Origin of the sequence: Prosthecobacter sp. SYSU 5D2, assembly GCF_039655865.1 — a bacterium.
GTDB lineage: Bacteria > Verrucomicrobiota > Verrucomicrobiia > Verrucomicrobiales > Verrucomicrobiaceae > Prosthecobacter.
In genome coordinates, this window is the sequence record NZ_JBBYXL010000006.1 from 204996 (window position 1) to 226643 (window position 21648).

General features: G+C 59.2%; 19 protein-coding genes and 1 pseudogene. 14 read left to right on the plus strand and 6 right to left on the minus strand.

What is annotated here, in order from left to right; genetic code table 11:
* The first annotated feature begins 51 nt into the window (after positions 1–51).
* From WJU23_RS11825 to WJU23_RS11835, 3 genes are all read left to right on the plus strand, one after another.
* Positions 52–1743, plus strand: coding sequence for an iron ABC transporter permease (locus WJU23_RS11825; protein WP_346332779.1), 1692 nt, complete (start codon positions 52–54; stop codon positions 1741–1743).
* 165 nt (positions 1744–1908) lie between these two features.
* The gene (locus tag WJU23_RS11830) at positions 1909–2076 is read left to right on the plus strand and encodes a hypothetical protein (protein WP_346332780.1); all 168 of its coding nucleotides are present in this window, start codon (positions 1909–1911) and stop codon (positions 2074–2076) included.
* 83 nt (positions 2077–2159) lie between these two features.
* Positions 2160–2468, plus strand: coding sequence for a Dabb family protein (locus tag WJU23_RS11835; protein WP_346332781.1), 309 nt, complete (start codon positions 2160–2162; stop codon positions 2466–2468).
* 55 nt (positions 2469–2523) lie between these two features.
* On the opposite strand, the pseudogene WJU23_RS11840 reads toward WJU23_RS11835, so the two are convergent.
* Positions 2524–2676, minus strand: a pseudogene (locus tag WJU23_RS11840) (IS630 family transposase); the annotation flags it as partial.
* A gap of 103 nt (positions 2677–2779) precedes the next feature.
* Complete coding sequence (locus WJU23_RS11845) at positions 2780–4795, minus strand: ATP-dependent helicase (protein ID WP_346332782.1); 2016 nt, start codon at positions 4793–4795, stop codon at positions 2780–2782.
* A 186-nt stretch (positions 4796–4981) separates the two neighbouring features.
* On the opposite strand from WJU23_RS11845, the gene WJU23_RS11850 reads away from it, so the two are divergent.
* Positions 4982–7033: a sodium-translocating pyrophosphatase gene (locus WJU23_RS11850; protein WP_346332783.1), complete on the plus strand. Its 2052-nt coding sequence runs from the start codon at positions 4982–4984 to the stop codon at positions 7031–7033.
* 149 nt (positions 7034–7182) lie between these two features.
* On the plus strand, positions 7183–7923 hold the full coding sequence (locus tag WJU23_RS11855; RefSeq protein ID WP_346332784.1) for a hypothetical protein: 741 nt from the start codon (positions 7183–7185) through the stop codon (positions 7921–7923).
* A 53-nt stretch (positions 7924–7976) separates the two neighbouring features.
* On the opposite strand, the gene WJU23_RS11860 is transcribed toward WJU23_RS11855, so the two are convergent.
* Positions 7977–10322, minus strand: coding sequence for an FAD-dependent oxidoreductase (locus WJU23_RS11860; RefSeq protein ID WP_346332785.1), 2346 nt, complete (start codon positions 10320–10322; stop codon positions 7977–7979).
* Positions 10323–10530: 208 nt separating this feature from the next.
* On the opposite strand from WJU23_RS11860, the gene argB reads away from it, so the two are divergent.
* The 7 genes from argB (at position 10531) to WJU23_RS11895 (ending at position 16891) form a co-directional block, all read left to right on the plus strand.
* On the plus strand, positions 10531–11382 hold the full coding sequence (gene argB / locus WJU23_RS11865) for an acetylglutamate kinase (RefSeq protein WP_346332786.1): 852 nt from the start codon (positions 10531–10533) through the stop codon (positions 11380–11382).
* 86 nt (positions 11383–11468) lie between these two features.
* Positions 11469–12761 carry an acetylornithine transaminase gene (locus WJU23_RS11870; RefSeq protein ID WP_346332787.1) on the plus strand — a complete coding sequence of 431 codons (1293 nt, stop codon included), beginning with the start codon at positions 11469–11471 and terminating at the stop codon, positions 12759–12761.
* A 9-nt stretch (positions 12762–12770) separates the two neighbouring features.
* Positions 12771–13670 carry an ornithine carbamoyltransferase gene (gene argF / locus WJU23_RS11875; protein ID WP_346332788.1) on the plus strand — a complete coding sequence of 300 codons (900 nt, stop codon included), beginning with the start codon at positions 12771–12773 and terminating at the stop codon, positions 13668–13670.
* 36 nt (positions 13671–13706) lie between these two features.
* Positions 13707–14168: a thioesterase family protein gene (locus tag WJU23_RS11880; protein WP_346332789.1), complete on the plus strand. Its 462-nt coding sequence runs from the start codon at positions 13707–13709 to the stop codon at positions 14166–14168.
* A gap of 127 nt (positions 14169–14295) precedes the next feature.
* Positions 14296–14919: a GYF domain-containing protein gene (locus tag WJU23_RS11885; protein ID WP_346332790.1), complete on the plus strand. Its 624-nt coding sequence runs from the start codon at positions 14296–14298 to the stop codon at positions 14917–14919.
* A 108-nt stretch (positions 14920–15027) separates the two neighbouring features.
* Entirely contained in the window at positions 15028–15576 is a 549-nt protein-coding gene (locus WJU23_RS11890) for a hypothetical protein (protein ID WP_346332791.1), read from the plus strand.
* 4 nt (positions 15577–15580) lie between these two features.
* Positions 15581–16891 carry a CCA tRNA nucleotidyltransferase gene (locus WJU23_RS11895; protein WP_346332792.1) on the plus strand — a complete coding sequence of 437 codons (1311 nt, stop codon included), beginning with the start codon at positions 15581–15583 and terminating at the stop codon, positions 16889–16891.
* Between the two features lie 12 nt (positions 16892–16903).
* On the opposite strand, the gene WJU23_RS11900 is transcribed toward WJU23_RS11895, so the two are convergent.
* The 3 genes from WJU23_RS11900 to WJU23_RS11910 are packed head-to-tail and all read right to left on the minus strand — an operon-like array spanning position 16904 to position 19148.
* Entirely contained in the window at positions 16904–17674 is a 771-nt protein-coding gene (locus WJU23_RS11900; protein ID WP_346332793.1) for an SDR family oxidoreductase, read from the minus strand.
* 6 nt (positions 17675–17680) lie between these two features.
* A complete protein-coding gene (locus WJU23_RS11905; RefSeq protein ID WP_346332794.1) occupies positions 17681–18220 on the minus strand; it encodes an NUDIX domain-containing protein in 540 nt (179 codons plus the stop codon).
* Positions 18221–18245: 25 nt separating this feature from the next.
* Positions 18246–19148: a LysR family transcriptional regulator gene (locus WJU23_RS11910; RefSeq protein WP_346332795.1), complete on the minus strand. Its 903-nt coding sequence runs from the start codon at positions 19146–19148 to the stop codon at positions 18246–18248.
* Between the two features lie 94 nt (positions 19149–19242).
* On the opposite strand from WJU23_RS11910, the gene WJU23_RS11915 reads away from it, so the two are divergent.
* The gene (locus tag WJU23_RS11915) at positions 19243–20352 is read left to right on the plus strand and encodes a CmpA/NrtA family ABC transporter substrate-binding protein (protein ID WP_346332796.1); all 1110 of its coding nucleotides are present in this window, start codon (positions 19243–19245) and stop codon (positions 20350–20352) included.
* A complete protein-coding gene (locus WJU23_RS11920; protein ID WP_346332797.1) occupies positions 20349–21635 on the plus strand; it encodes a CmpA/NrtA family ABC transporter substrate-binding protein in 1287 nt (428 codons plus the stop codon). Before WJU23_RS11915 ends, WJU23_RS11920 begins: the two co-directional genes overlap by 4 nt.
* The last annotated feature ends 13 nt before the right edge of the window (positions 21636–21648 follow it).

Here is a 21648-nt window from a genome sequence, read left to right on the forward strand (position 1 = left end):
TTTCAGTTTCCCGCACCCGCATCCGCTTCCGCCCGCGCTCCCTCCCACGCCATGTCACGCACCGTCGCCATCTTCATGTTCGGCATCATGGCCGTCTTCTTCGGCTGCTTCTTCGCCTGGCCCATCTGGACCACCGTGGAGCTGGCCTTCATGACGCCCGACCACCATTTCACGATGGAGTTCGTCTTCGAGGTCTTCATGAATCCTTTGTATCGCGAGGGCCTTTTCAATTCCTTCCTCATCGCCCTCTGGACCACCCTCGGCTGCCTGCTCATCTCCCTGCCGCTTGCCATCTTTTTTGTTAGGTATGCCTTTCCTGGGAAAACGCTGCTCAACAGCCTCGCCCTCACCCCCCTCGTCCTGCCGCCCTTCGTCGGCGCCATCGGCATCAAGGCCATCCTCGGCCAGTCCGGCGCCCTGAATGCCCTGCTCATAGACCTCGATTTCATGGACCCCCTGCACCCCACCGACTGGCTCGGCCAGGGGCAGATGTCCGGCATCATCATCATTCAGGTGCTGCATCTTTATCCCATCCTGTATCTGAACGTCGCCGCCGCCCTGGCCAATCTGGACCCCGCCATGGAGGAGGCCGCCGCCAGCCTCGGCTGCCCGCCCTTCCAGCGTTTCTGGCGCATCACCCTGCCCCTCATCATGCCCGGCATCTTTGCCGGCGGCACCCTCGTTTTCGTCTGGGCCTTCACCGAGCTGGGCGTCCCCCTCGTCTTTGACTTCGACCGCGTCACCTCCGTGCAGATCTTCCGCTCCCTGAATGACCTCAGTGACAATCCCTTCCCCTATGCCCTCGTGGTCGTCCTGCTCTTTTTCAGCACCCTTTTTTACACCTTTGGCAAGCTCCTCTTCGGCCGGGCCGATGCCACCGGCGGCGGCCGCGCCACCACCGCCCGCACCACCACCCGCCTCCCTTACGGCCTCGGCCTGCTCTGCTCCCTCGCCTTCCTCGCCGTCACCTTCCTCGCCATCATCCCCCACCTCGGCGTCGTCCTCCTCAGCTTCGCGGACGACTGGTACGCCACCGTCCTCCCCCAGGCCTACACCCTGGACCATTACAGCGAGGCGCTCGGCCACGAGCTCACCCTCAGCTCCATCGCCAACAGCCTCAAATACTCCGTCCTCGCCATCGCCTTCGCCCTCGTCCTGGGCGTCGGCGTCGCCTACGTCAATGTCCGCACCCGCCTCTTCGGCCGCCAGATTTTGGATGCTATGGCCATGCTGCCGCTCGCCGTCCCCGGCGTCGTCCTCGCCTTCGGCTACCTGGCCATGACCCGCCCCGGCCAGCCGTTCGACTGGCTCATCCTCGGTGAAAATCCCTTCCTCATCCTCGTCATCGCCTACGCCGTCCGCCGCCTCCCCTTCATCGTCCGCTCCGCCACCGCCGGCTTCCAGCAGGTGAATCCCGCCCTGGAAGAAGCCGCCCGCAACCTCGGTGCCACTCCTGAGCGCGCCCTCTGGCGCATCACCCTCCCGCTCATCACCCCGCATCTCCTCGCCGGCAGCCTCCTCGCCTTCGCCTTCGCCATGCTGGAGGTCAGCGATTCCATGATCCTCGCCCAGCAGTCCGCCCACTTCCCCATCACAAAAGCCATCTACTTCCTCGTCATGGCCCTCGGGAACGGCCCCAGCCTCGCCTCCGCCCTCGGCGTCTGGGCCATGCTCTTCCTCACCATCACCCTCACCGGCGCCGCCCTCCTCCTCGGCAAAAAACTCGGCACCCTCTTCCGCTAAAAAAAGTACCACGGGCATTCGCTTCGCGGCTTCGCACCTGCCCGCGCTGCCCTCCTCCTCGCGGCGCAGCCGCCATCCTCCTCCCCGACCTCACCCCTCACCCACCCGCCATCCTCCCTCCACCTTTTCACTTTCCCTTTTCGCATCCTCGCCATCATACCCACCATGTCCCGCCGCCGCCGCCTTTCCCCGCCCTGGCTTCCAGGCTTCTGGCCCATGGTGGCCTTCCTGCTCCTCCTAGGCAGCGTCGCCGGTTATTTTTACGGCCTGGCCCGGTTCACCACCTTTGAAAAAAGACCCCTGGAGCCCGCTCCCAAAACCGCCCCCAAATAATCCTTTCCCGCGTCTCCTCACCGGTGGATAAAGTCCCTTGCTGATTGACGCCCCCATCCACTCCGTGCCATCATGCCGCCACCATGATTCACAACGTTTATTTCTGGCTGAAACAGGACCTCAGCGCCGGACAGGTCGAAACCTTTGAGAACGAGCTCATCGCCCTCAAAACCATTGATTACCTCGAGCATGGCTTTGTCGGCAAGCCCGCCCCCACCGACGAGCGCCCTGTCACCGATCACACCTTCAGCTACTCCCTGACCCTCCACTTCAAGAACCTCGAAGACCACAACTTCTACCAGGCCGAATGCCCCAAGCACAAACGCTTCGTGGACATCTGCAAACCCTTCTTCGAGCGTGTCATCGTGTACGATACGTCCCCCATTCATTGACGTAAGTGCAGAAGATAGCGCGGGCGCGATTTGAACCACTTTTCCACTTTGGGGATTTGTGCTTCGCGTAGTTGTCCATCACCAGATGGATCTCCATGCCGGCGGGAACGGAGGCGTCTATCTTTTTGAGGAAGTGCAAAAACTCCTGATGACGGTGCTGCCTGTGACATTGGCCGATGACTTTGCCAGTGGCCACCTCCACTATGGCGGAGCGTGCAGGAAGAGGCGAGAGCGGAGATGCAAGCGGTGAGGGCTGCTGGCTGAGGTCCGATGGGGCCCAGGGGATGTCAGCGCCGGCTCAGCGTGCGCTTTTACCAGCCGCTGCGCACGTTCCATTTTTCCATCAGCTCCATGGGCAGCTCGGTGATGAAGCGGCTGGGTTTCATGAGGATGTCGCCATCGCGGGCTTGGTGGTTGATGAGCGGATAGGTGAGGTAGAGCTCATCCTTGGCGCGGGTGACGGTGACATAAAACAGGCGGCGTTCTTCCTCCAGGCCGGCGTCGCTTTCCTCAACGGCGCGGGCATGGGGGAACATGCCGTCGGCCATCCAGACGGCGAAGACCGTGTGCCACTCCAGCCCTTTGGCCTGGTGGGCGGTGGTGAGGGTGACGGCATCACGGTCCTGGGTCTGCTGGTCCGGCTTGTTGTCCGTATCCACGCCGCTGAGCAGGGAGAGCTGGCTGAGGAATTCCAGCGGATCCGTAAACCGCACGCTGTAGTTGCTGAGCTGCTCCAGGTCCTGCTGGCGCTGCTCGGCATTTTTAAATTTGGACTTCATGTATTCCTCATACACGCCGTCATAGATGCTGCGGATCATCTCCGGCGGAGTGGCGACCTTGCCGTCCACGATGAGCTCATCCAGGGTATAGGCGAACTGGTCCCAGGTCTCGCGGGACTTCTTCGGGACGGACATGGGTATCAGCAGATCGGAGAACTTGCCGGTCATCACCTCGGCCTGGGCGGCATCGCTTTTCAGCCATTCGTTCCAGACCTTGGTGGCGCTGGCTCCGCCGATGCCGGGGATGAGCTTCACCATGCGCATGAAGCTTACCTCATCCCGGCGGTTGACGGCGAATTTCATGAACGCAGCCACGTCTTTGACATGGGCCTGCTCAAAGAAGCGCAGGCCGCTGGTGATCTGGAACGGGATACCTCGGTTGGTCAGCTCCATCTGGATTTCCATGCTGTGGAAATGGGCGCGATAGATGACGGCGACCTCATTGAGCTCAACGCCCTCGTCCTGAAGCTCAAGGATGCGCTGGGCGATGAAGGAGGCCTGGGCGCTGCCATTGTCCAGAGGCACGAGTGCCGGAAGCTGGTTCTTGAGCGGGCGGGCGGGCTGGAGGTTTTTGCGGATCTGGGTGTGGTTATTGGCGATGGAGGCATTGGCCAGCTCCAAGACCTCTGGCACGCTGCGATAGTTGACCTCCACTTTATGCACCGTGGCCCGGGGCCAGTATTCGTGGAATTCCAGGATATTTTTCACATCCGCCCCGCGCCAGGAGTAAATGGACTGCGCATCATCCCCTACGACCATCAGGTTGCCATCACGGCCGGTGAGCAGCTCAATGAAATTGCATTGGAGGCTGTTGGTGTCCTGGTATTCATCCACCAGGACGAATTCAAACTGGCTACGGTAGCGTTCTTGAAGATCCTCGTTTTCCTGCAAGAGCCGGACGGACTGGGTGAGCAGGTCGTCGAAATCCATGCAGTTGGTTTCGACCTTCTTTTGCTGGTAGAGCTTGCGGATGAGGAGGAGCTGCTCGGTGATTTTTTCGAAGTATGGATAACGGGTCAGGATGATTTCCTCCAGCCGGGTGCTGGTATTGTCAGCCATGGAAAAGATGTCTCCCACGACCTCCGCTTTGGGGAAACGGAAACCGGTAGTGTCAATGCCGCTGCTGCCGATCACGGTCTCCATGAGGTCCTTCTGGTCCTCACGATCCATGATGGAGAAGCCTTTGCGATAGCCCAGGCGCTCAGCATTCCAGCGCAGCAGTTTGTTGCCGATGCTGTGGAAGGTGCCGCTCCAGAGCCGTTGCGTGTCCAGCGGAACCAGGGAGGTGACGCGCTCCAGCATCTCCCGCGCGGCTTTGTTGGTGAAGGTCAGCAGGAGGATCTGCTCCGGCAGGACGCCATTGTCCAGCAGCCAGGCTACGCGATAGGTCAGCGTGCGGGTTTTTCCAGAACCAGCTCCGGCGATGACCAGTGTCTGTCCCGGAGGGGCGGTGACGGCGGCATACTGCTGCTCATTCAGCTCCGCCTGATAATCAATGCGGGAAGCAGCATGGGGGGCGGCAGTGTGCAGGGTGTATTCGCGGGGCATGGAAAAGGAACGTGCTCAGTGGTCAGGCGGGAGTGCGGAGTCAACCAGGAACTTGCCTGGAGGATTGGGTGCTTCAGCATGGATCAACAACAGTTGCGTGAAAAGGCTGTTGCCATACAAAAGGCAACCGCTAGACTCGCGCGCTTTATCCCCCGGCCCAACCACCGGTTTTTTAGACATACTCCCATGAACTCGTTCCTTCTCGACCAAGGCATCCTGTTGTCCATCGCGCTCGCCGTGCTAGGACTGGCATTTGCCGTCCTGCTCATCCGTCAAATCCTGGCCTGTTCTCCGGGCAACGACAGGATGGCCGTGATTGGCGATGCCATCCAGCAGGGAGCAAAAGCCTACCTAAATCGGCAGATCCGCGCCGTCAGTCTCATCGCCATCGTGGTCCTCGTCGTCGTCTGGTTCACCCGGGGTAGCCTGGCCAGCGCAGGTTTTGTCGTCGGTGCTGTCTGCTCCATGGTGGCCGGATATATCGGCATGATGATCGCCGTGCGGGCTAACGTTCGCACCGCCTGGGCGGCCAGCATTGGTTCCCACCCGGCGTTGAAGGTGGCCTTTAACGGCGGGGCGGTGACAGGCCTGCTGGTGGTGGCCCTGGGACTGCTTTCCGTCGGCGTTTTCTACATCGCGGTGGAAAAAATGGCCGGTGCCAAAGCCGCCATCGATGCCCTCATCGGCCTGGCTCTCGGCAGTTCCCTCATCTCTGTGTTCGCCCGTCTGGGTGGCGGTATCTACACCAAGGCGGCCGATGTCGGCGCGGATCTGGTGGGCAAGATCGAGCAGAACTTGAACGAAGATGATCCCCGCAATCCGGCCACCATTGCCGACAACGTGGGTGACAATGTGGGCGACTGCGCCGGCATGGCGGCGGACGTGTTTGAAACCTACGCCGTGAGCCTAATTGGCGGCATTTTGGTGGGCCACCTCACTGGTCCCGAAGGGAATCATGCCGTGCTGACCTATCCTTTCGTTCTATGCGGTCTTTCCATCCTTTCCTCCCTGCTCGGCATTGGCTGGGTGAACTTTGTGAAGCAGAAGGCCACCGCCTCCCTGGTGAGCGGTGTGGCCGTCGCAGGTATCGTTTCCGCAGGCCTCTTTAAATGGGCCACGGATGCCATGTTCCCCGAGGCCATTGTCATGGCAGGCAAGACAGTCTCTTCCAACGAGTTGTTTTACTGCGCTCTGATCGGCATCGTGCTGACATTTGTCGTCGTCTGGATCACCAACTACTTCACCAGCACCGCCCATGCGCCTGTGCGCCGGATTGCCAAGGCATCTGAAACAGGTCACGCCACTAACATCATCGCCGGCATCAGCGTCGGCCATCACGCCACGCTCCTGCCGGTGCTGGCCATCGCCGCATCCATCTGGGGTTGCTGGGAACTGGGCGGGCTGTATGGCATCGCCATCGCCGTGGTCTCCATGCTCAGCCTGAGCGGCATCATCATCTCCCTGGACGCTTTCGGACCCATCACCGACAATGCCGGTGGCATCGCGGTGATGTCCGGCCTGCCGGATGAAGTGCGCAAGATCACGGACGATCTGGACGCAGTAGGCAACACGATGAAGGCCGTGACCAAAGGTTACGCCATCGCCTCCGCCGGTCTGGCCGCCATGGTGCTGTTTGGCTCTTATGTGGAGGAACTCAAAGCCTTCTTGAAGCTGGACACCATCGCCTTTGACCTCATGAACCCGCAGGTCATCATCGGCATGTTCATCGGCGGACTGCTGCCTTACTTGTTCACCGCCTTTGGCATGGATGCCGTGGGCAATGCGGCCGGCGCTGTTGTTCGCGAAGTCCGCCGTCAGATTCAGCTTAAGCCGGGAATTCTGACCGGCCAGGACGTGCCCGAGTACGGCCAGTGCGTGGACATCGTGACGAAAGCCGCCCTGCGCCAGATGATCGTCCCGGCGCTGCTGCCCATCGTTTTTGTGGTCGGCGTCGCCTTCCTGGGTAAAGAAGCCCTCGGCGGCTTGCTGATCGGAACGATCGTGACAGGCCTGTTTGTCGGCATTGCCATGACAAGCTCCGGCGGTGCCTGGGACAATGCCAAGAAGTATGTCGAAGAAGGCCACCATGGCGGCAAGGGCAGCTTCGCACACGCCGCAGCGGTCACGGGTGATACCGTAGGCGACCCCTATAAAGACACCTCCGGTCCTGCGGTGAACCCGATGATAAAGGTGGTGAACGTGCTGGCGATCCTGGTGATCCCGCTGTTCTTCAAGTAAGCCTGCGTTTAGAAATTCAAAACGGGCTGTCCGCGAGGGCAGCCCGTTTTTTTATGCCTGGTGAGGGGATCTGCTACGACAAAGCGGTGGCGTATAGCCCCGGATCGCCGATTTTATACACACTGACCGCTGCTCCTATTCTTTATCCCATGAAGACTGTGCAAACACCCCAGGGCGACGTTTACCTACACGAGCCGACTTTGGAACTGCTGCGGGCGGTTCGGGAATTCCTGCCGTTTGGAGCGGTGCGCTATGCCAGCACGCAAAAGGGGGCGGACTATGGACTGGTGATGCAGTGCGGTGAGGCGGAACTTCGTGGGGTGAAACAACAGCCGGTGGACTGTGATGAAGCCCAAAGCCGCGTTTCCTACCAGGCGCATTCGATGCTCATCGCCCACAGTCTGGGCAGCTACCGGCAATGCGGCTTTGCAGGGCTGTTTATCCCCTGCCCTTACATGCGGGCCAAGGAAGGCGGCCGCCATGAATCCGGCATCGCTTATTTTGGATATCCTTCCACGCGCGGTCATGAGTCTCAGGAGTATCCGTATGAGCCCGCTTTTGATGGTAAGTTTGGCCATGGATTTACCACGATGATGACCACCTTCATCCGGACGCTGCAAGCAAGCTCCAAGGAGATGGGCATCAGCATGGCGCGGCCCATCGGCATGGACATTCGCAACCGAATGCAACTCGGCTCGCTGGGTTTTGGTTTCATGGTGCTGGGGCCGCATATCTTCAGCCTGAAGACGGTCATCTCTGAGCAGGACCCCGTCTGGACCGTGCTGCGCAGCACCGGGGTGACCGACATTTATCACCTGCCCAGTGTGCCCATGGCCATTCGTGAGGAAGATCTGCACCTAGCCAAACCGGCGGGTCCAGGCACCCTATGAAAAGGGCCGGTTCCCGCGAAGGAACCGGCCACTCATTTAGATCGCCTTGAGACTTACTTTTTGATCACCTGCACGGCATCCAGGTGCACGTTGCCCTCGGAACCATCGGTGCGGAAGATGACGGCAGCTTCCTCGCCTGCATTGAATTTATAAGTGCCGATGCTGTGAGCACCGTTGGCCTCTGCCGCAGGTTTGGTCTGGTCCACCCGGACAGTCTTTTCGCCATCGGCGCTGAGCACGGTCACCGGGGCTTTTTTGGCACGGTTTTCATGTGGCTGCCAATAGACGCGCACATCGTATTCGCCGCTCTCTTTGACAGCAAAGGAGAAGCGGGCACTGGCACCCTCACCCCGGCCGTAGCTGTAATGCTCGCCCACGAAAGGTTTGAGGCCTTCGCCGGTGGTCCAGTTACCGACGAGTTCGGCATCCGTATCATCAATGACGATGCCTTCGAGCTTCTTGGGATCAAGCGAATCACTGACCACCTCAGGCAGTTTCTTGGCATTGGCAGGCATGTAAAGAGGGCCTTCCAGGCTGTCGCGGCGCATGGCACCGGGCTGGCTCATGAGGTCCTTCAGGATGTCCAGATACTGCTCATAAACACCGCGCGGAGTGGTGTGGTGACGGACGCTGATCCAGGCGGCCTTGCCAACCACTTCGCCAAACATGCCGCAGGTGCGCATCACACGGGTGCTGCCCAGGGCGTAACGGTCCACGCTGATGTTGCGGCCGGCCATGAACAGGTTGCTGATGTCCTTGGAATACAGGCAGCGGTAAGGCACGGGATAGCCGTTTTTACGGTCCGTATGCTTACCAAACTGGGCGCGAGAGATGAACGGGTTTTCAGGGAACTTCACCGCATACTGCTCTTTCGGGTAATGCAGGTCCTGGTCCCAGGTGGTTGGCACGCAGGCATCAGGATGGATGACGCCATTGACCATATCTTCACCAGGGAGGATGAGGTCACCGACGATGCGGCGGGACTCACGGGTGCCGCCGACAAAAGCCAGCCAGGTCATGTCGTAGTTGCCGTATTCATCAGGCGCGTACTTTTTCATGGCGCTGACGGCACCATAGACGGCGCGGAAGTTCCAGTCACGGATGCGCTCCAGGCCATTGATGGGGTCCTGGTCGAAGCCGCTCTCCCAAAACCAAGGGCCGTGGAGGTAGTCTTCATAATTTTCAGCCGGGGTATAACCCAGGTCATAACCAATCATGTTGGGTTTGTTCTTCACACCCACTGGATCCATCGGACGGGGCAGAGGGAAGTCTTCAAGGGTGAGGTCCAGCGCCCAAGGGGTTGGCGGCCATGGTTTGGGATGGGCGGTCTTTTTCAGCACCCACATGTTGCTCATGCCCATGCGGCCTTTTTCTTCCTGCAGGATGGTGGCTCCGGCCAGATAACCGACACTGCCGTGCCCTGTGCAGTCACTGAAGAATTTGCCACGAAAGCGGGTCTCTTTGCCCGTGCGGGTGTCCAAGCCGGTCACGCTGCGGATCTTCTTGTCATCCGCCTTTTCCATTTCCACGGCATACACGTGGGTGTTGAGGAAGAGGTCAATGTTCACTTCGGCCTTCACGACTTCCTCCTTCAGCTTGTCGTTGTATTCCTCTGGGGAAGGTGCCGGGCTGTTGCTGGCGCGGTCGGCGAATTCCTCGACGATTTCACCAAGATGCGGATACAGGCCGCGACGGGTGCCGCCCATGGCCCAGACCTGCACTTCGCTGGAGCCGTTGCCACCCAGGACCGGACGGTTCTGGATGAAGGCCACTTTCAGGCCCTGACGTGCGCCAGAGATGGCGGAGCCCATACCGGCATAACCGCCACCGACGACGACCAGATCATATTCTTCCGTTTCAGGAGCCACTTCAGGCAGGCCCAGGAGTTTTTTGCGCAGCATATTCGTGGCTGCCAAATCTGCGGGAGGGGTAAAGGAAGCGTCTTTGCTGAGGACGATGGCGTCCACCCGGCCGTCGAAGCCGGTTTTGTCCACCAGGCCCAGAGTGGCCTTGCCGGAAAGCTCCACCGTGCCGGCTTCTTCCCAAAGCCAGTCTTTGCCTTCAGTGCCGAGCACTTTGTCCAGAACCTTGCCATTGACACTGACCTGGAATTTACCAGGAGCCCCCGGGGCATCCCAAGGTCCGACCCAGTTTTTCGTGCGCACCCAGACCTTGTAGTTCCCAGGTTCGGCAATGGTGATTTCGGTCTCCGCATCCTTCACTGGCGAGCCCATGCCATGGGCCAGGAGGTAGGGCGAGCCCATGATGTCAATAAACTGGGTGTCCAGCATCCAGCCTCCATGGTTGGCAAAGGATTCGGCCTCCACCCAGACCTGCTGGGCGTGACTGGAGAGTGCGGTGGCCGCAAGCGCGGCAAGCAATGTACGAGGTAACTTCATTTAGACAGGGTTGGTTCTTTCGAGCCTCTCATAAACGCCGGTAATGATCTATTACAATCATTTGATGACTGTTACAGTAACATTGCGCAGGAGGCAATTTTGTGAGACCTGATTGGAAAGACATGGCTCATTTTTTTCAGAAAATTTCCGTCGAATTGCTTGACGCTGCGTGTGGGTGCCTATCCTTCCCACCTTTCCCCCTTTGCCAATGAACGAAAACCAGATCAAGAAAGCCGATGTCCTTTTGGAAGCCCTGCCCTACATGCAAGGATTCCGAGGCTGCACCTTTCTGATCAAGGTGGGCGGCAGTGCCATGGAAGACCCGGCGGTGGTGGACACCTTTCTTAAAGACGTGGTCTTTCTGGAAGCCGTGGGCATCAATCCCGTCATCGTCCATGGCGGCGGCAAGGCCATATCCAAGGCGATGAAAGACAGCGGCCTGGAGGCTAAGTTCATCAACGGCATGCGCGTGACCGATGAGGAGACCATCAAAATCGTGGAGCAAACCCTGGCCCGCGTGATCAATCCGGACATCGTCAACAAAATCAATGCCTTTGGAGGCAAGGCTGTTGGCGTGCCCGGCACGGAAGTCTTCACCGGAGAAAAGATGAAGGGCGACCTCGGCTGGGTGGGCGAGGTGAATGACTGCAAGCTGGGGCTCATCCAGGCGGCAGTGGCGGGGGAATTTGTACCAGTCGTCTCCCCTGTCGCGCGCGAGAACGAAAGCGGCAAGACCCTGAATGTGAATGCCGACCTGGCCGCCTGTGCATTGGCCACGCGGCTGAAGGCGACGAAGCTCATTTTCCTGAGCGATGTGCGCGGCGTCATGCGTGACTTCAAAGACGAAAGCACGCTAATTCCCAGCCTGAATCCGGCGGCCATCGAAGAGCTGAAAAAGGAAGGCATCATCAGCGGCGGCATGATCCCCAAGGTGGACTCCAGCCTGGAATCGCTGCGAGGAGGCGTGGGCAAGGTGCACCTCATTGACGGGCGCATCCCCCACGCACTGATTTTGGAGATTTTCACCGATGTGGGGATCGGCACGGAGATTCATCTGTGACCCTCCGAGCGCGAGCGGAGTATGGATGAAAACGGAAAGCGGATTTTAAAGACCAACAGATTTCAGGATTTAACAAAATGGACAGAATGAACGACTTCGACCCGGCGTGGATGGACCAGTATGTGATGCCCAATTACGGGCGTTTTCAGATCTGGCCGCAACGCGGCGAAGGTCCCTACCTATGGGACAACGAGGGGAAAAAATATCTCGACTTTGCCGGTGGCGTCGCCGTGTGCCCGCTGGGCCATGCCCACCCGGAGGTGGCAGATGCCATCGCAGCGCAGGCGCACAAACTGATGCATGTGTCCAACTGGTACTGCATCCAGGGTCAGGCACAGCTCGCCCGCATCCTGGTGGAGGAGATTGTCAAAATTCCCGGCAAATGCTTCTTTTGCAACAGCGGTGCGGAGGCCAATGAAGGCATGATCAAACTGGCCCGCAAATACGGCGTGACCAAGCCCCTGCCGGACGGCAGTCCCCGTTATGAGATCATCACCTTTGCCGGCAGCTTCCATGGCCGGACCTTTGGAGCCATGAGCGCAACCGCGCAGGAGAAGATCCATGGCGGTTTTGGTCCCATCGTGCCCGGTTTTGTTTATGTTCCTTTCAATGACCCGGCGGCACTGAAAAACGCCATCACGGAAAAGACCGTGGCCATTCTTTTTGAACCCATGCAGGGGGAAAGTGGCGTCAACCCCGCTACACCGGATTTCCTGCGCACCGTGCAGTCCCTGTGCCAGCAGCACGACCTGCTCATGCTGCTGGATGAAGTACAATGCGGCCTGGGCCGGACCGGCGAAACCTGTGGCTGGCGCTCCATCCTGCCGGGCGATGAAATCCAGCCCGATGCCATCAGCTGGGCCAAGTCCATCGGCAGCGGCTTTCCCCTGGGCTCCTTCTGGATCAAGGAACGGCCGCTTAGCGATGCCAACGAAACGAAGCTTTGCGATCTCCTCGGCCCCGGCACCCACGGCACCACCTATGGCGGCAGCCCCCTGGCCTGCGCCGCCGGGCTTTCCACACTGAACGTCATCCTGCGTGACAACCTGCCCGCGCACTCCGCCAGCCTGGGCCGCAAGATCGCCGGAGAAGTAGCCTCATGGAAACAGCCGTTGATCACGGATATCCGCGCCTTTGGCATGATGATCGGATTTGAACTTGATGAGGCCACTCTGGCCTCCAAAGAAGCTGTGAAGGCTTCAGGCAAAATTGCCTCCATTTATGTGGCCAAAGCCATGCTCGACGCGGGTCTGCTCGTCGTCCCTGCCGGGCCAAAAGTGGTACGCTGGCTGCCGCCGATGAATCTCACCGAGACCCAGGCTGCGGAGGCGCTGGACATCTTTAAAACTACCCTCGCCGCGATGGCGAATCTTGAATAATTTTCTCCCATGAAACATCTCCTTTCCATCAAGCAGCTCAGCGCCGCCGAAATCGAAAACCTGATTGAGCAGGCGGCTGTGCTGAAAAAGAACCGCAAGAGCTGCCCCCAGGTGCTGGCGGGCCAGAACTGGGCGCTCATTTTCAGCAAGTCTTCCACCCGCACACGAGTCAGTTTTGAGGTGGGCGTGCGCGAACTCGGCGGCCAGGTGATGTTCCTTTCCTCAGCAGACATCCAGTTAGGCCGGGGCGAACCCATCAAGGACACCGCCCGCGTCATGGGCCGCATGATTGACGGTGCCATCATCCGCACCTTTGCCCAGCAGGATGTGGTGGACTTTGCCGAATACAGCGGCATCCCCACCATCAATGCCCTCACCGATGACGAGCATCCCTGCCAGATCCTGGCGGACCTGCAAACCATCAATGAGCGCTTCGGCAGCTGGAAAGGCCGCCGCGTCGCCTTCCTCGGCGATGGCGATTGCAACGTTGCCCGCTCCTGGATCTGGGCGAGTGCGCGGCTCGGTTTTGAACTGGTCATCGGTGCACCGAAGGAATTTCAGCCCGCAGCGGACTTCATGGCGCAGATTCCCGGCAAAACCGTCACCGTCACCGATGACCCCAAGTCCGCCGTCGAAGGCATTGATGCCATTTACACGGATGTCTGGGTGAGCATGGGCAAGGAAGAAGAGGCTACCGGTCGCATCGAAACCCTGCGCCCCTGGCAGATCAATGCCGCCCTCCTCAAGCACGCCAAGCCCGAGGCCATTATCATGCACTGCCTGCCCGCCTATCGTGGCAAGGAAATCACCGAAGAAGTTCTCGAAGCCCAGGCTGACGTCATCTTTGACCAGGCAGAAAACCGCCTCCACGCCCAAAAAGCCGTGCTCGTCGAACTGGTCAAAAACTGAGCACTGCGAACTGAGCACTCCTTCCCTTTCCCCGCCATGTACCGCCACACCCTCTCCGACCGCGTCCAGTTTGCCGATACGGACATGGCGGGCATCGTCCACTTCTCCAATTTTTTCCGCTATATGGAACGGGTGGAGCATGATTTCTTCCGGGCACTGGGTATGTCCATTTGGGACAAGTCGAATGAGATTCCGGTTGAGGAACGGGTGGGCTGGCCACGGGTCCACATTTCCTGCGATTTCAAGGCACCGCTGGTGTTTGAGGAGGAATTCACCATGGAACTGCTGGTGGAGGAGATCCGCGCCAAAACCATCCGTTATGTGATCCGCTTTTGGAAAAACAATGGGGAGCTTTGTGCCGAAGGAAAACTAGTGGCCGCGAGTGTGCGGAGAGATCCCGTGACTGGAAAAATGAAGGCGGTCAACATCCCGGAGAGAATCCGCGACCGCATCACGGTGGCTCCTGCGGAGCTGCTGGCACTGCCACAGATTGGATAGCAGGGGGCAATCGAAGCAGCGAACTTCCTTGGATTTTCGACTAGGCATTGACAAGCATCGTACCTTGTTCATTTGGATGGGCGCGTTCTTTTTAACCGCTGTCTTTTCCGTCTCCTGAATCTGTCTCATGAATCCATACTTCGTCGCTCCCAATGGCCAGCAGCAAGGGCCTTACAGTTTGAAGCAGCTCGAGGACATGATGCGGTCCGGCCACATCAAAGATTCTGACCTGTGCTGGCGTGAAGGCATGAGAGACTGGCAGAGCATTTCCACAGCCATTCCCTCTTTGCTGGTCACTGCCAATTCCGATCCCCTCAATCCCTATGCACCGCCAACGAGCCCCTGGGAGACGGCGGCTTCGCGTGGAGTGCGTAATTATTATGGAGGCATCGGCAGGCTGGCCTATTTTGGCATCAGTTTCGTGCTCGGCATTGCGAATGCATTTCTGGCCACCATGACTCAGAATCAAGATGCCATGGCGGGATTTGTGATTCTCATTTTAGTCGTTGTAGCCTCAGTGGTGACCGTTTTTCAACGCCTCAAAAACATAGGCATGAATCCCTGGTGGTGTCTGCTGATGTTTATACCCATCGCCAACCTTTTTATCGGATTCCGCTGCCTGGCCTGCCAGGAGGGATATGCGAATATCGGACGGCTGGACACTGCGGGGAAAATCATCGCCTGGATCTTTGGGCTTCTGCTCCTGCTGATGGTATTCGCCATCGGTGTCACTCTGGTGGCGGCCAAATGATCCAGGCAGCGAAAACGAACAAAAGCTTTGTCCTGGCAGGTTTTTGATCCACATAAGGGGTTTCCAACGTTTTTCTACGGCGTGAATCCTCCAACCCAAAAATCCAACATGACCTGGCTCACCTTTGCCCTGCTCACCGTGCTCTCCTGGGGCGTTTATGGCATCATTCTTCACAAGGGCCGCGGGCTGATGCCGGACGGCACCCTGCCGGGACCTGAGACGGCCAATGCCAGTCTGAAAGCCTTCCTGTTTGTCGGCATCGCCTACTTTGTCGTGGCCGTGCTGGGTCCGGTTCTGGTGCTCTGGCAGCGGGGCACGAACTGGAGCTTCACCGGCAGCGGCATGACCTGGAGCTTCATCGCTGGCGTGGCGGGTGCCCTGGGTGCCTTCACCCTGGTACTGGCGCTCGGCGCTGCGGCGGCCATTTATAAAGGGGCGGCACCGGCGGCTGTGATGCCCATCGTTTTCGCCGGTGCTCCGGTGGTAAATACCGTGGTGGCCATGCTGCTGCATCCGCCAGCGGGCGGGGTGAAGTCGCTGCCGTGGCAGTTTGTCGTCGGCATTGTGCTGGCCGCCTGCGGGGCCTTCATGGTGGCCAAGTTTGCCCCGACCAACCGGCCTGCGGCCAAGCCGGCAGGTGTGGCCGCCAAGCACTGAACGGATGCTCCATGCCGCCACCCAGGTCATCCTGACGCTGCGTGAGCAGGGTCATCAGGCGCTGCTGGCCGGCGGCTGTGTGCGTGACTATGTGCTGGGCAAGGAGCCAAAGGACTATGATGTGGCCACCAATGCCACCCCGGCCCAGGTCGTGGCCCTGTTCCCCGGCGCACAAACCGTGGGTGCGCATTTCGGCGTGGTGATCGTCAGACTGAACGGCCATCACATTGAAGTGGCCACCTTCCGCACTGACGGCAGTTACAAGGATGGCCGACGGCCTGAAAGCGTGACTTTTGCCACCGCTGAGGAAGATGCCCAACGTCGTGATTTCACCGTGAACGGTCTGTTTCGCGATCCGGTGGAAGATCGCATCATTGACTATGTGAACGGCCAGCAGGACCTGGAAGCCAAAATTCTGCGGGCCATTGGCGATGCCTCTCAAAGGTTTGCCGAGGACCGCCTGCGCATGCTGCGTGCGGTGCGCTTTGCCACCGTGCTGGACTTTGAGATCGAAATCGGGACCTGGGCCGCCCTGTGCGAGCATGCAGATGCCATCAGCACGGTGAGTGCGGAGCGCATCCGTGATGAACTGATCAAAATCTTTCTGCATCCCAACCGCCTGCGCGGATTTGACCTGCTGGTGGACAGCGGCCTCATGGCCCAGGTGCTGCCGGAAATCCTCGTGCTAAAAGGTGTGGAGCAACCGCCACAGTGGCACCCGGAGGGTGATGTATTCGTTCACACACGCCTCATGCTTAGTCTGCTGCCGGAGCAGGTTTCCCTGCCCCTGGTGCTGAGTGTGCTGCTGCATGACATCGCCAAACCGGCCACATTCACCGTGGATGAGGACACGGGCCGCATCCGTTTCAACGGCCACGACAAGCTCGGCGCGGAGATGACCGGCGACATTTTGCGCAGGTTGAAATTCCCCAACGATGTCATTGAGCCGACCCAGGTGGCCGTGGAGCATCACATGGTTTTTAAGGATGTGAAAAAAATGCGCAACAGCACGCTGAAGCGCATGATGGCACGCCCCACCTGGGACGATGAACTGGCACTTCATCGCGTGGACTGCCTGGGCTCCAACGGGCTGCTGGACAACTATGAATTTATGAAGGAAAAGGCGGAGGAGTTTTCCCACACTCCGCTGATCCCCCAGCCGCTGATCAATGGCCGGGACTTGATGGAGCTGGGCTGGGAGCCTGGCAAACAGATGGGCGCAGCGCTGACAGCAGTGCAGAACGCGCAGCTCGAAGGCCTGGTCAGCACCCGCGAAGAAGCCCTGGAATGGGTGCGGGTGAACTGCCAGGCCTAACGACTGATCGTATCACAGCGCCCGTGCATACGCGCCGCCATCCACCAGCAGAGCCTCGCCGGTGATGTAGCTGCCGGCTTCGCTCGCAAGCATGAGGGCCGGGCCCACCAGCTCACGCGGCAGCCCCCAGCGCTTCAAGGCGGTGCGGTTGGCAAAGGCTTCCTTTTCAGGATCACTCAGCAGGCTCATTGGCAGGTCCGTCAGGAAAGGTCCCGGGCACAGGCAATTGACGGTGATGTTGTAAGTGCCCAGGTCAATGGCGCTGGCCTTGGCCATGCCGATCAGGCCCGCTTTGCAGGCGGAATAAACATTGCGCTTTTCCTTCGAACCCACACCCAGCACGGAGGAAATGTGGATCACCCGACCCCATTGCCGCTCCTTCATCCCTGGCACCAGATAGCGCGTCATCGCCATGCAGGAGGTCAGGTCCAGCTCCACGATGCGGTCCCAGGCTTCATCCGTGATCTCGTCAATGGCCTGCGGCTGGTTGGACCCGGCATTGTTAATGAGGATGTCCACCTTTCCCAGGCGTTTCACCGCTTCATCCGCCAGTGTCTTCACCTGCGCACGGTCAATCATGTCCGCCACCATCCACTCCACTTTGACATTTAAACCTTCGCCGATTTCAGCAGCGGCGGCTTTGAGTTCAGCTTCGCTCCGGCTGGAAATCATGACATTGGCTCCGGCTTCAGCAAAGCCGCGCGCCATTGCCTTGCCCAATCCTTTGCTGCCGCCTGTGACGAGTGCTGATTTGCCGGTGAGATCAAAAAGTGGATGCATCATGAGACCTCAACCAAGCCGGGCCTGCACTTCTTGCAACCTCCGCACAGCTTCCACATTCGATTCGAAGGCAAATTCATCCAAATTGATGTCGTTCAGGGATAGCGTGAAGGTCTCTGACACCTCATCAAGGCTGACCTCAACCGCTGAAAAGTCGGGAACCTTGACGATATAAAAAAGGTCAATCGTCGGCCACAGATAATCCTGAAACAGGTACAGGTTAGGCAAAGAGGCGAAATATTTGAAATCGGCCACCGGGATGCTCAGCCCCACCTCCTCATGTGTTTCACGGGCAGCAGCCTCTTCACCAGTCTCACCCGGCTCAATCACACCGCCCGGCAATCCCAGCTTGCCCAGCCCTGGCTCATGCGCGCGCCGTGTCACCAGGAGACGCTTTTGCGAATCCATGATCAAGGCACAGGCTGCGGGAAAGGGGGTCACAAAATGACGGTAGCCGCACTCATCGCAAACAAACTCCCGCCCGCTGGCAGGCACCATGGATTCGCTGCCGCAACGGGAACAGTATTGATAAGGGGAACCGGTGATCATGAATTGAACAGGACAGGGATTGAGTTCAGTTCATCCGCCGTCCCACTTCCTCACATAAGCCCACAAAGGTTCTTTCTGCCAGATTTAAGGGACGCCCTTTTAAAGATGATGTTACCCATCGCCTCTTCAGTTTCGCCTTGGGCAGGGGGACCGGCACAAGCTGGCCGGCCTCAATCTCCGCACGGGCGATCCAGCGTGCCGCAATGGCAATGCCCAGTCCCAGCTTGGCCAGCTCCTTGATCGCCTCGCTGCTGCCCAGTTCGATGAAGTGATTGAGCCGCACGCCCTGCTTCAAGAAGAACTCCTGGATCATGGAAAAGTTAAGGCTGCTGCGGCTGGAGACAATGAACGTCTCCGCCGTGGCATCTTTGACCTTCGGTGCCTTGGTGGCCCAGGCGTGCAGGGGCGATACGAGAAACTCCAGCTCATCTTCAAAGATGCCGTGACACTCCAGCCGTGTCACATCCGGTGGGCGCAGCGTCACCGCCAGATCCACTTCATTGTTCAGCAGCCGCTCGATGGTCTGCGGCGTCTCCCCCGGCAGCACACGGATTTCATATTGCGGAAAGCTTTCCTTAAACTCGCGGAACACGGTCGGCAGGATAAACTGCGAGGCAGCCGGTGTACAACCTATGGTTAGGCGCCCCCGTGGCGTCTTGTCCAGGGCACCTAATGACGCACGCGCCTGGTTCATCGCCTGCATGATCGTTTCCGCATGAGGCAGCAGCTCACGGCCATGGTGCGTGAGGTGTACGCTCTTTCCCTGGCGATGGAAAAGCTGGCAGGCGAGATCCGTCTCCAGGGCCTTGATGCCGTGGCTGATCGCAGACTGCGTGAGATGCAGCTCCCGCCCTGCCTGGGTAAAGCTGCCGCTGCGGGCAAGTGAAAGGAAGGCGCGAAGCTGCCGGGTATCGAGCGGTTGGTCCATGAATTCCATTCATACAACATGTGAAAAGGATTGCGCGTGGTTTCTGCATGAACCTGGCACGCTGGCACCACGGCTGCTGATGTGAATGGCTGCCATGCCGAAGTCAGCACTCATCTCCACCCCCACCCTCACCGGTGTTATCCAGCCGGTCCGCATCGGATTTATTCCGCTGGCGGACTGCGCCCCGCTGCTGGTGGCACGGGAGAAGGAGCTGTTTCGCAAACAAGGAGTCAGGGTCGAACTCAGTTGTGAGGTCGGGTGGGCCACCATCCGGGAAAAGCTGCTCTATGGCCAGGTGGACGCCGCACACGCCATCGCCGGGCTGGCGCTTGCGATGCGTCTGGGACTGAGCACTCCCCCGTCAAGGATGGTGGCCCCATTCGTCTTCAATCTGCACGGCGATGCCATCACCCTCAGCCGCGATCTTTGGAACCGTGGTGTGCGTGATGCATTCACCTTGAAGAAGCTGATCCGCAGCACCACCTCTCGCCGCCTCACCTTTGGCATGGTCTCTCGCTATGCCTCTCATCACTTCCTGCTCCGTCGCTGGCTGGCAACAGGCGGCATCAATCCTGACCAGGACGTCCGCATCGTGGCCCTGCCTCCCACCCAGATGGCCGCCAACATGGCCGCCGGGCTCATTGACGGCTATTGCGTCGGCGAACCATGGAACTCCGTCGCCGTTGAAAAAGGCATCGGCTGGGTCGCAGCCACCAGCGAAGACCTCGCTCCCAATCATCCAGAGAAAGTACTGCTGATGAACGAGACCTTCATTGAGCAGCACCTGGACCAGGCGCAGGCCATCACCGCCGCCCTACAGGAAGCCTGCAAGTTCTGCGACGAAATGGACAACCGTCCGGAGGTGGCCCGCATCCTGGCCGACAGCGGCTTCTTCAGCAATGGCGAAGCAATCATGCGCAAATCCCTCGTCGGCCCCTTTGACCTGGGCACCGGCAAGTCGGCGGATGCCGCCAGCTTCCACATTTTTCACCGCCGCGAAGCCAACATTCCCACCAGCGAACGTGGCCGCTGGCTGCTGGAGGAGTTCATCACCCACGGCCTCCTCCTGCCATCCCAGCGCGCCGAAGCCTCGGAGGCCATGCGTGCCTGCTGGACCTCCGATTCCCTCCTTTTTACCGCCCCTCAAACCATCTCCCCAAAACCACGCAAATCCAGCAAACGCGCCACCCCCGTCCAAGCATGAAATCCCACACCTCCACCATCTCACGCCGCAGCCTTCTTCAACGTTCCACCGCTGCCGGTCTCGGCACACTTCTCTCCGGCCTGCCCCAGGGCTGGGTCGGCAGTGCCTACGCCGATGATTCTCCGGAACGGTCCGACCTCAACTTTGGCATGATCGCCCTGACCGATTGTTCCAGCATCGTAATCGCTCATGAGAAGGGTCTATTTAACAAGTATGGCATCAAGTCCACCGTCACCAAAGGTGCCAGCTGGGCTGCCATTCGCGACTCCCTGAGCAACAACGACCTCCAGGCCACGCACATGCTCATCGGCATGCCCATCGCCAGCACCATGGGCCTGGGAGGCGCTCCGAAAAAACCGATGGTCATCCCTTGGCTGATCAACCGCAATGGTCAGGCCATTACACTGAAAAAGGAACTCAAAGGCAAAGTAGCCGATGATCCTAAAGCGCTGAAGCCCTTTGTGGACGAAGCCAAAGCTGCCGGCAGACCGATGACCTTCGCCATGACCTTCCCGCCCGGCACGCATGCCATGTGGATGCGTTATTACCTGGCCGCTGGCGGCATCCATCCAGGAGATGCCAATGGAGCCGATGCCGATATCTCCCTCATCACCATCCCGCCTCCACAGATGGTGGCCAACATGAAGGTGGGCCAGATGGACGGCTTCTGCGTGGGCGAGCCCTGGAACGCCCGCTCCATCACAGACGACATCGGTTTCACCTCCATCACCACCCAGGCCATGTGGAAGGATCACCCTGAAAAAGTCTGCGCCTTTACCGAGGAGTTTGCCGATAAAAACCCGAAGACCGTCAAGGCCGTGCTCAAGGCCCTGCATGAGTCCAGCATCTGGCTGGACAAAATGGAAAACCGCGAAGAGCAGGCCAACATCGTCAGCGCACCAACTTACATCAACTGCCCCCCCGAGACCATCCTCGGCCGTCTGCAGGGCAAGTATGACATGGGCGACGGACGCCGCTTCCGCGACCCGGATTACATGATCTTCAGTGATCGCAACTGCAACTACCCGCAGGCCAAATACTGCCAGTGGTGGCTCACGCAGCTCCGTCGCTGGGGCTTTACCGAAGGCGCACCTGACTACGAAGCAGTGACCAAAAAAGTCATGCGTGCTGACATCTACGAAGAGGCCATGAAGGAGATCGGCTACGCCCACGGCGGTGCTGATGACAAGCCCGAATCCCTCTTCGACGGCAGCGTCTTCGACCCCAAAGGCGACATGGAAGCCTACGCCGCCAGCTTCGCCATCAAAAGCCTCAAAGCCTGAGTCATTTATGATT

Excerpts from the sequence above, each read along its gene's own strand:
- argB (WP_346332786.1), top strand. The coding sequence starts at position 10,531 with ATGAACGAAAACCAGATCAAGAAAGCCGATGTCCTTTTGGAAGCCCTG.
- WJU23_RS11900 (WP_346332793.1), bottom strand. The coding sequence starts at position 17,674 with ATGATGCATCCACTTTTTGATCTCACCGGCAAATCAGCACTCGTCACA.
- WJU23_RS11910 (WP_346332795.1), bottom strand. The coding sequence starts at position 19,148 with ATGGACCAACCGCTCGATACCCGGCAGCTTCGCGCCTTCCTTTCACTT.
- WJU23_RS11825 (WP_346332779.1), top strand. The coding sequence starts at position 52 with ATGTCACGCACCGTCGCCATCTTCATGTTCGGCATCATGGCCGTCTTC.
- WJU23_RS11860 (WP_346332785.1), bottom strand. The coding sequence starts at position 10,322 with ATGAAGTTACCTCGTACATTGCTTGCCGCGCTTGCGGCCACCGCACTC.
- WJU23_RS11830 (WP_346332780.1), top strand. The coding sequence starts at position 1,909 with ATGTCCCGCCGCCGCCGCCTTTCCCCGCCCTGGCTTCCAGGCTTCTGG.
- WJU23_RS11850 (WP_346332783.1), top strand. The coding sequence starts at position 4,982 with ATGAACTCGTTCCTTCTCGACCAAGGCATCCTGTTGTCCATCGCGCTC.
- argF (WP_346332788.1), top strand. The coding sequence starts at position 12,771 with ATGAAACATCTCCTTTCCATCAAGCAGCTCAGCGCCGCCGAAATCGAA.
- WJU23_RS11845 (WP_346332782.1), bottom strand. The coding sequence starts at position 4,795 with ATGCCCCGCGAATACACCCTGCACACTGCCGCCCCCCATGCTGCTTCC.
- WJU23_RS11915 (WP_346332796.1), top strand. The coding sequence starts at position 19,243 with ATGCCGAAGTCAGCACTCATCTCCACCCCCACCCTCACCGGTGTTATC.
- WJU23_RS11920 (WP_346332797.1), top strand. The coding sequence starts at position 20,349 with ATGAAATCCCACACCTCCACCATCTCACGCCGCAGCCTTCTTCAACGT.
- WJU23_RS11905 (WP_346332794.1), bottom strand. The coding sequence starts at position 18,220 with ATGATCACCGGTTCCCCTTATCAATACTGTTCCCGTTGCGGCAGCGAA.
- WJU23_RS11870 (WP_346332787.1), top strand. The coding sequence starts at position 11,469 with ATGAACGACTTCGACCCGGCGTGGATGGACCAGTATGTGATGCCCAAT.
- WJU23_RS11835 (WP_346332781.1), top strand. The coding sequence starts at position 2,160 with ATGATTCACAACGTTTATTTCTGGCTGAAACAGGACCTCAGCGCCGGA.
- WJU23_RS11880 (WP_346332789.1), top strand. The coding sequence starts at position 13,707 with ATGTACCGCCACACCCTCTCCGACCGCGTCCAGTTTGCCGATACGGAC.
- WJU23_RS11855 (WP_346332784.1), top strand. The coding sequence starts at position 7,183 with ATGAAGACTGTGCAAACACCCCAGGGCGACGTTTACCTACACGAGCCG.
- WJU23_RS11885 (WP_346332790.1), top strand. The coding sequence starts at position 14,296 with ATGAATCCATACTTCGTCGCTCCCAATGGCCAGCAGCAAGGGCCTTAC.
- WJU23_RS11890 (WP_346332791.1), top strand. The coding sequence starts at position 15,028 with ATGACCTGGCTCACCTTTGCCCTGCTCACCGTGCTCTCCTGGGGCGTT.
- WJU23_RS11895 (WP_346332792.1), top strand. The coding sequence starts at position 15,581 with ATGCTCCATGCCGCCACCCAGGTCATCCTGACGCTGCGTGAGCAGGGT.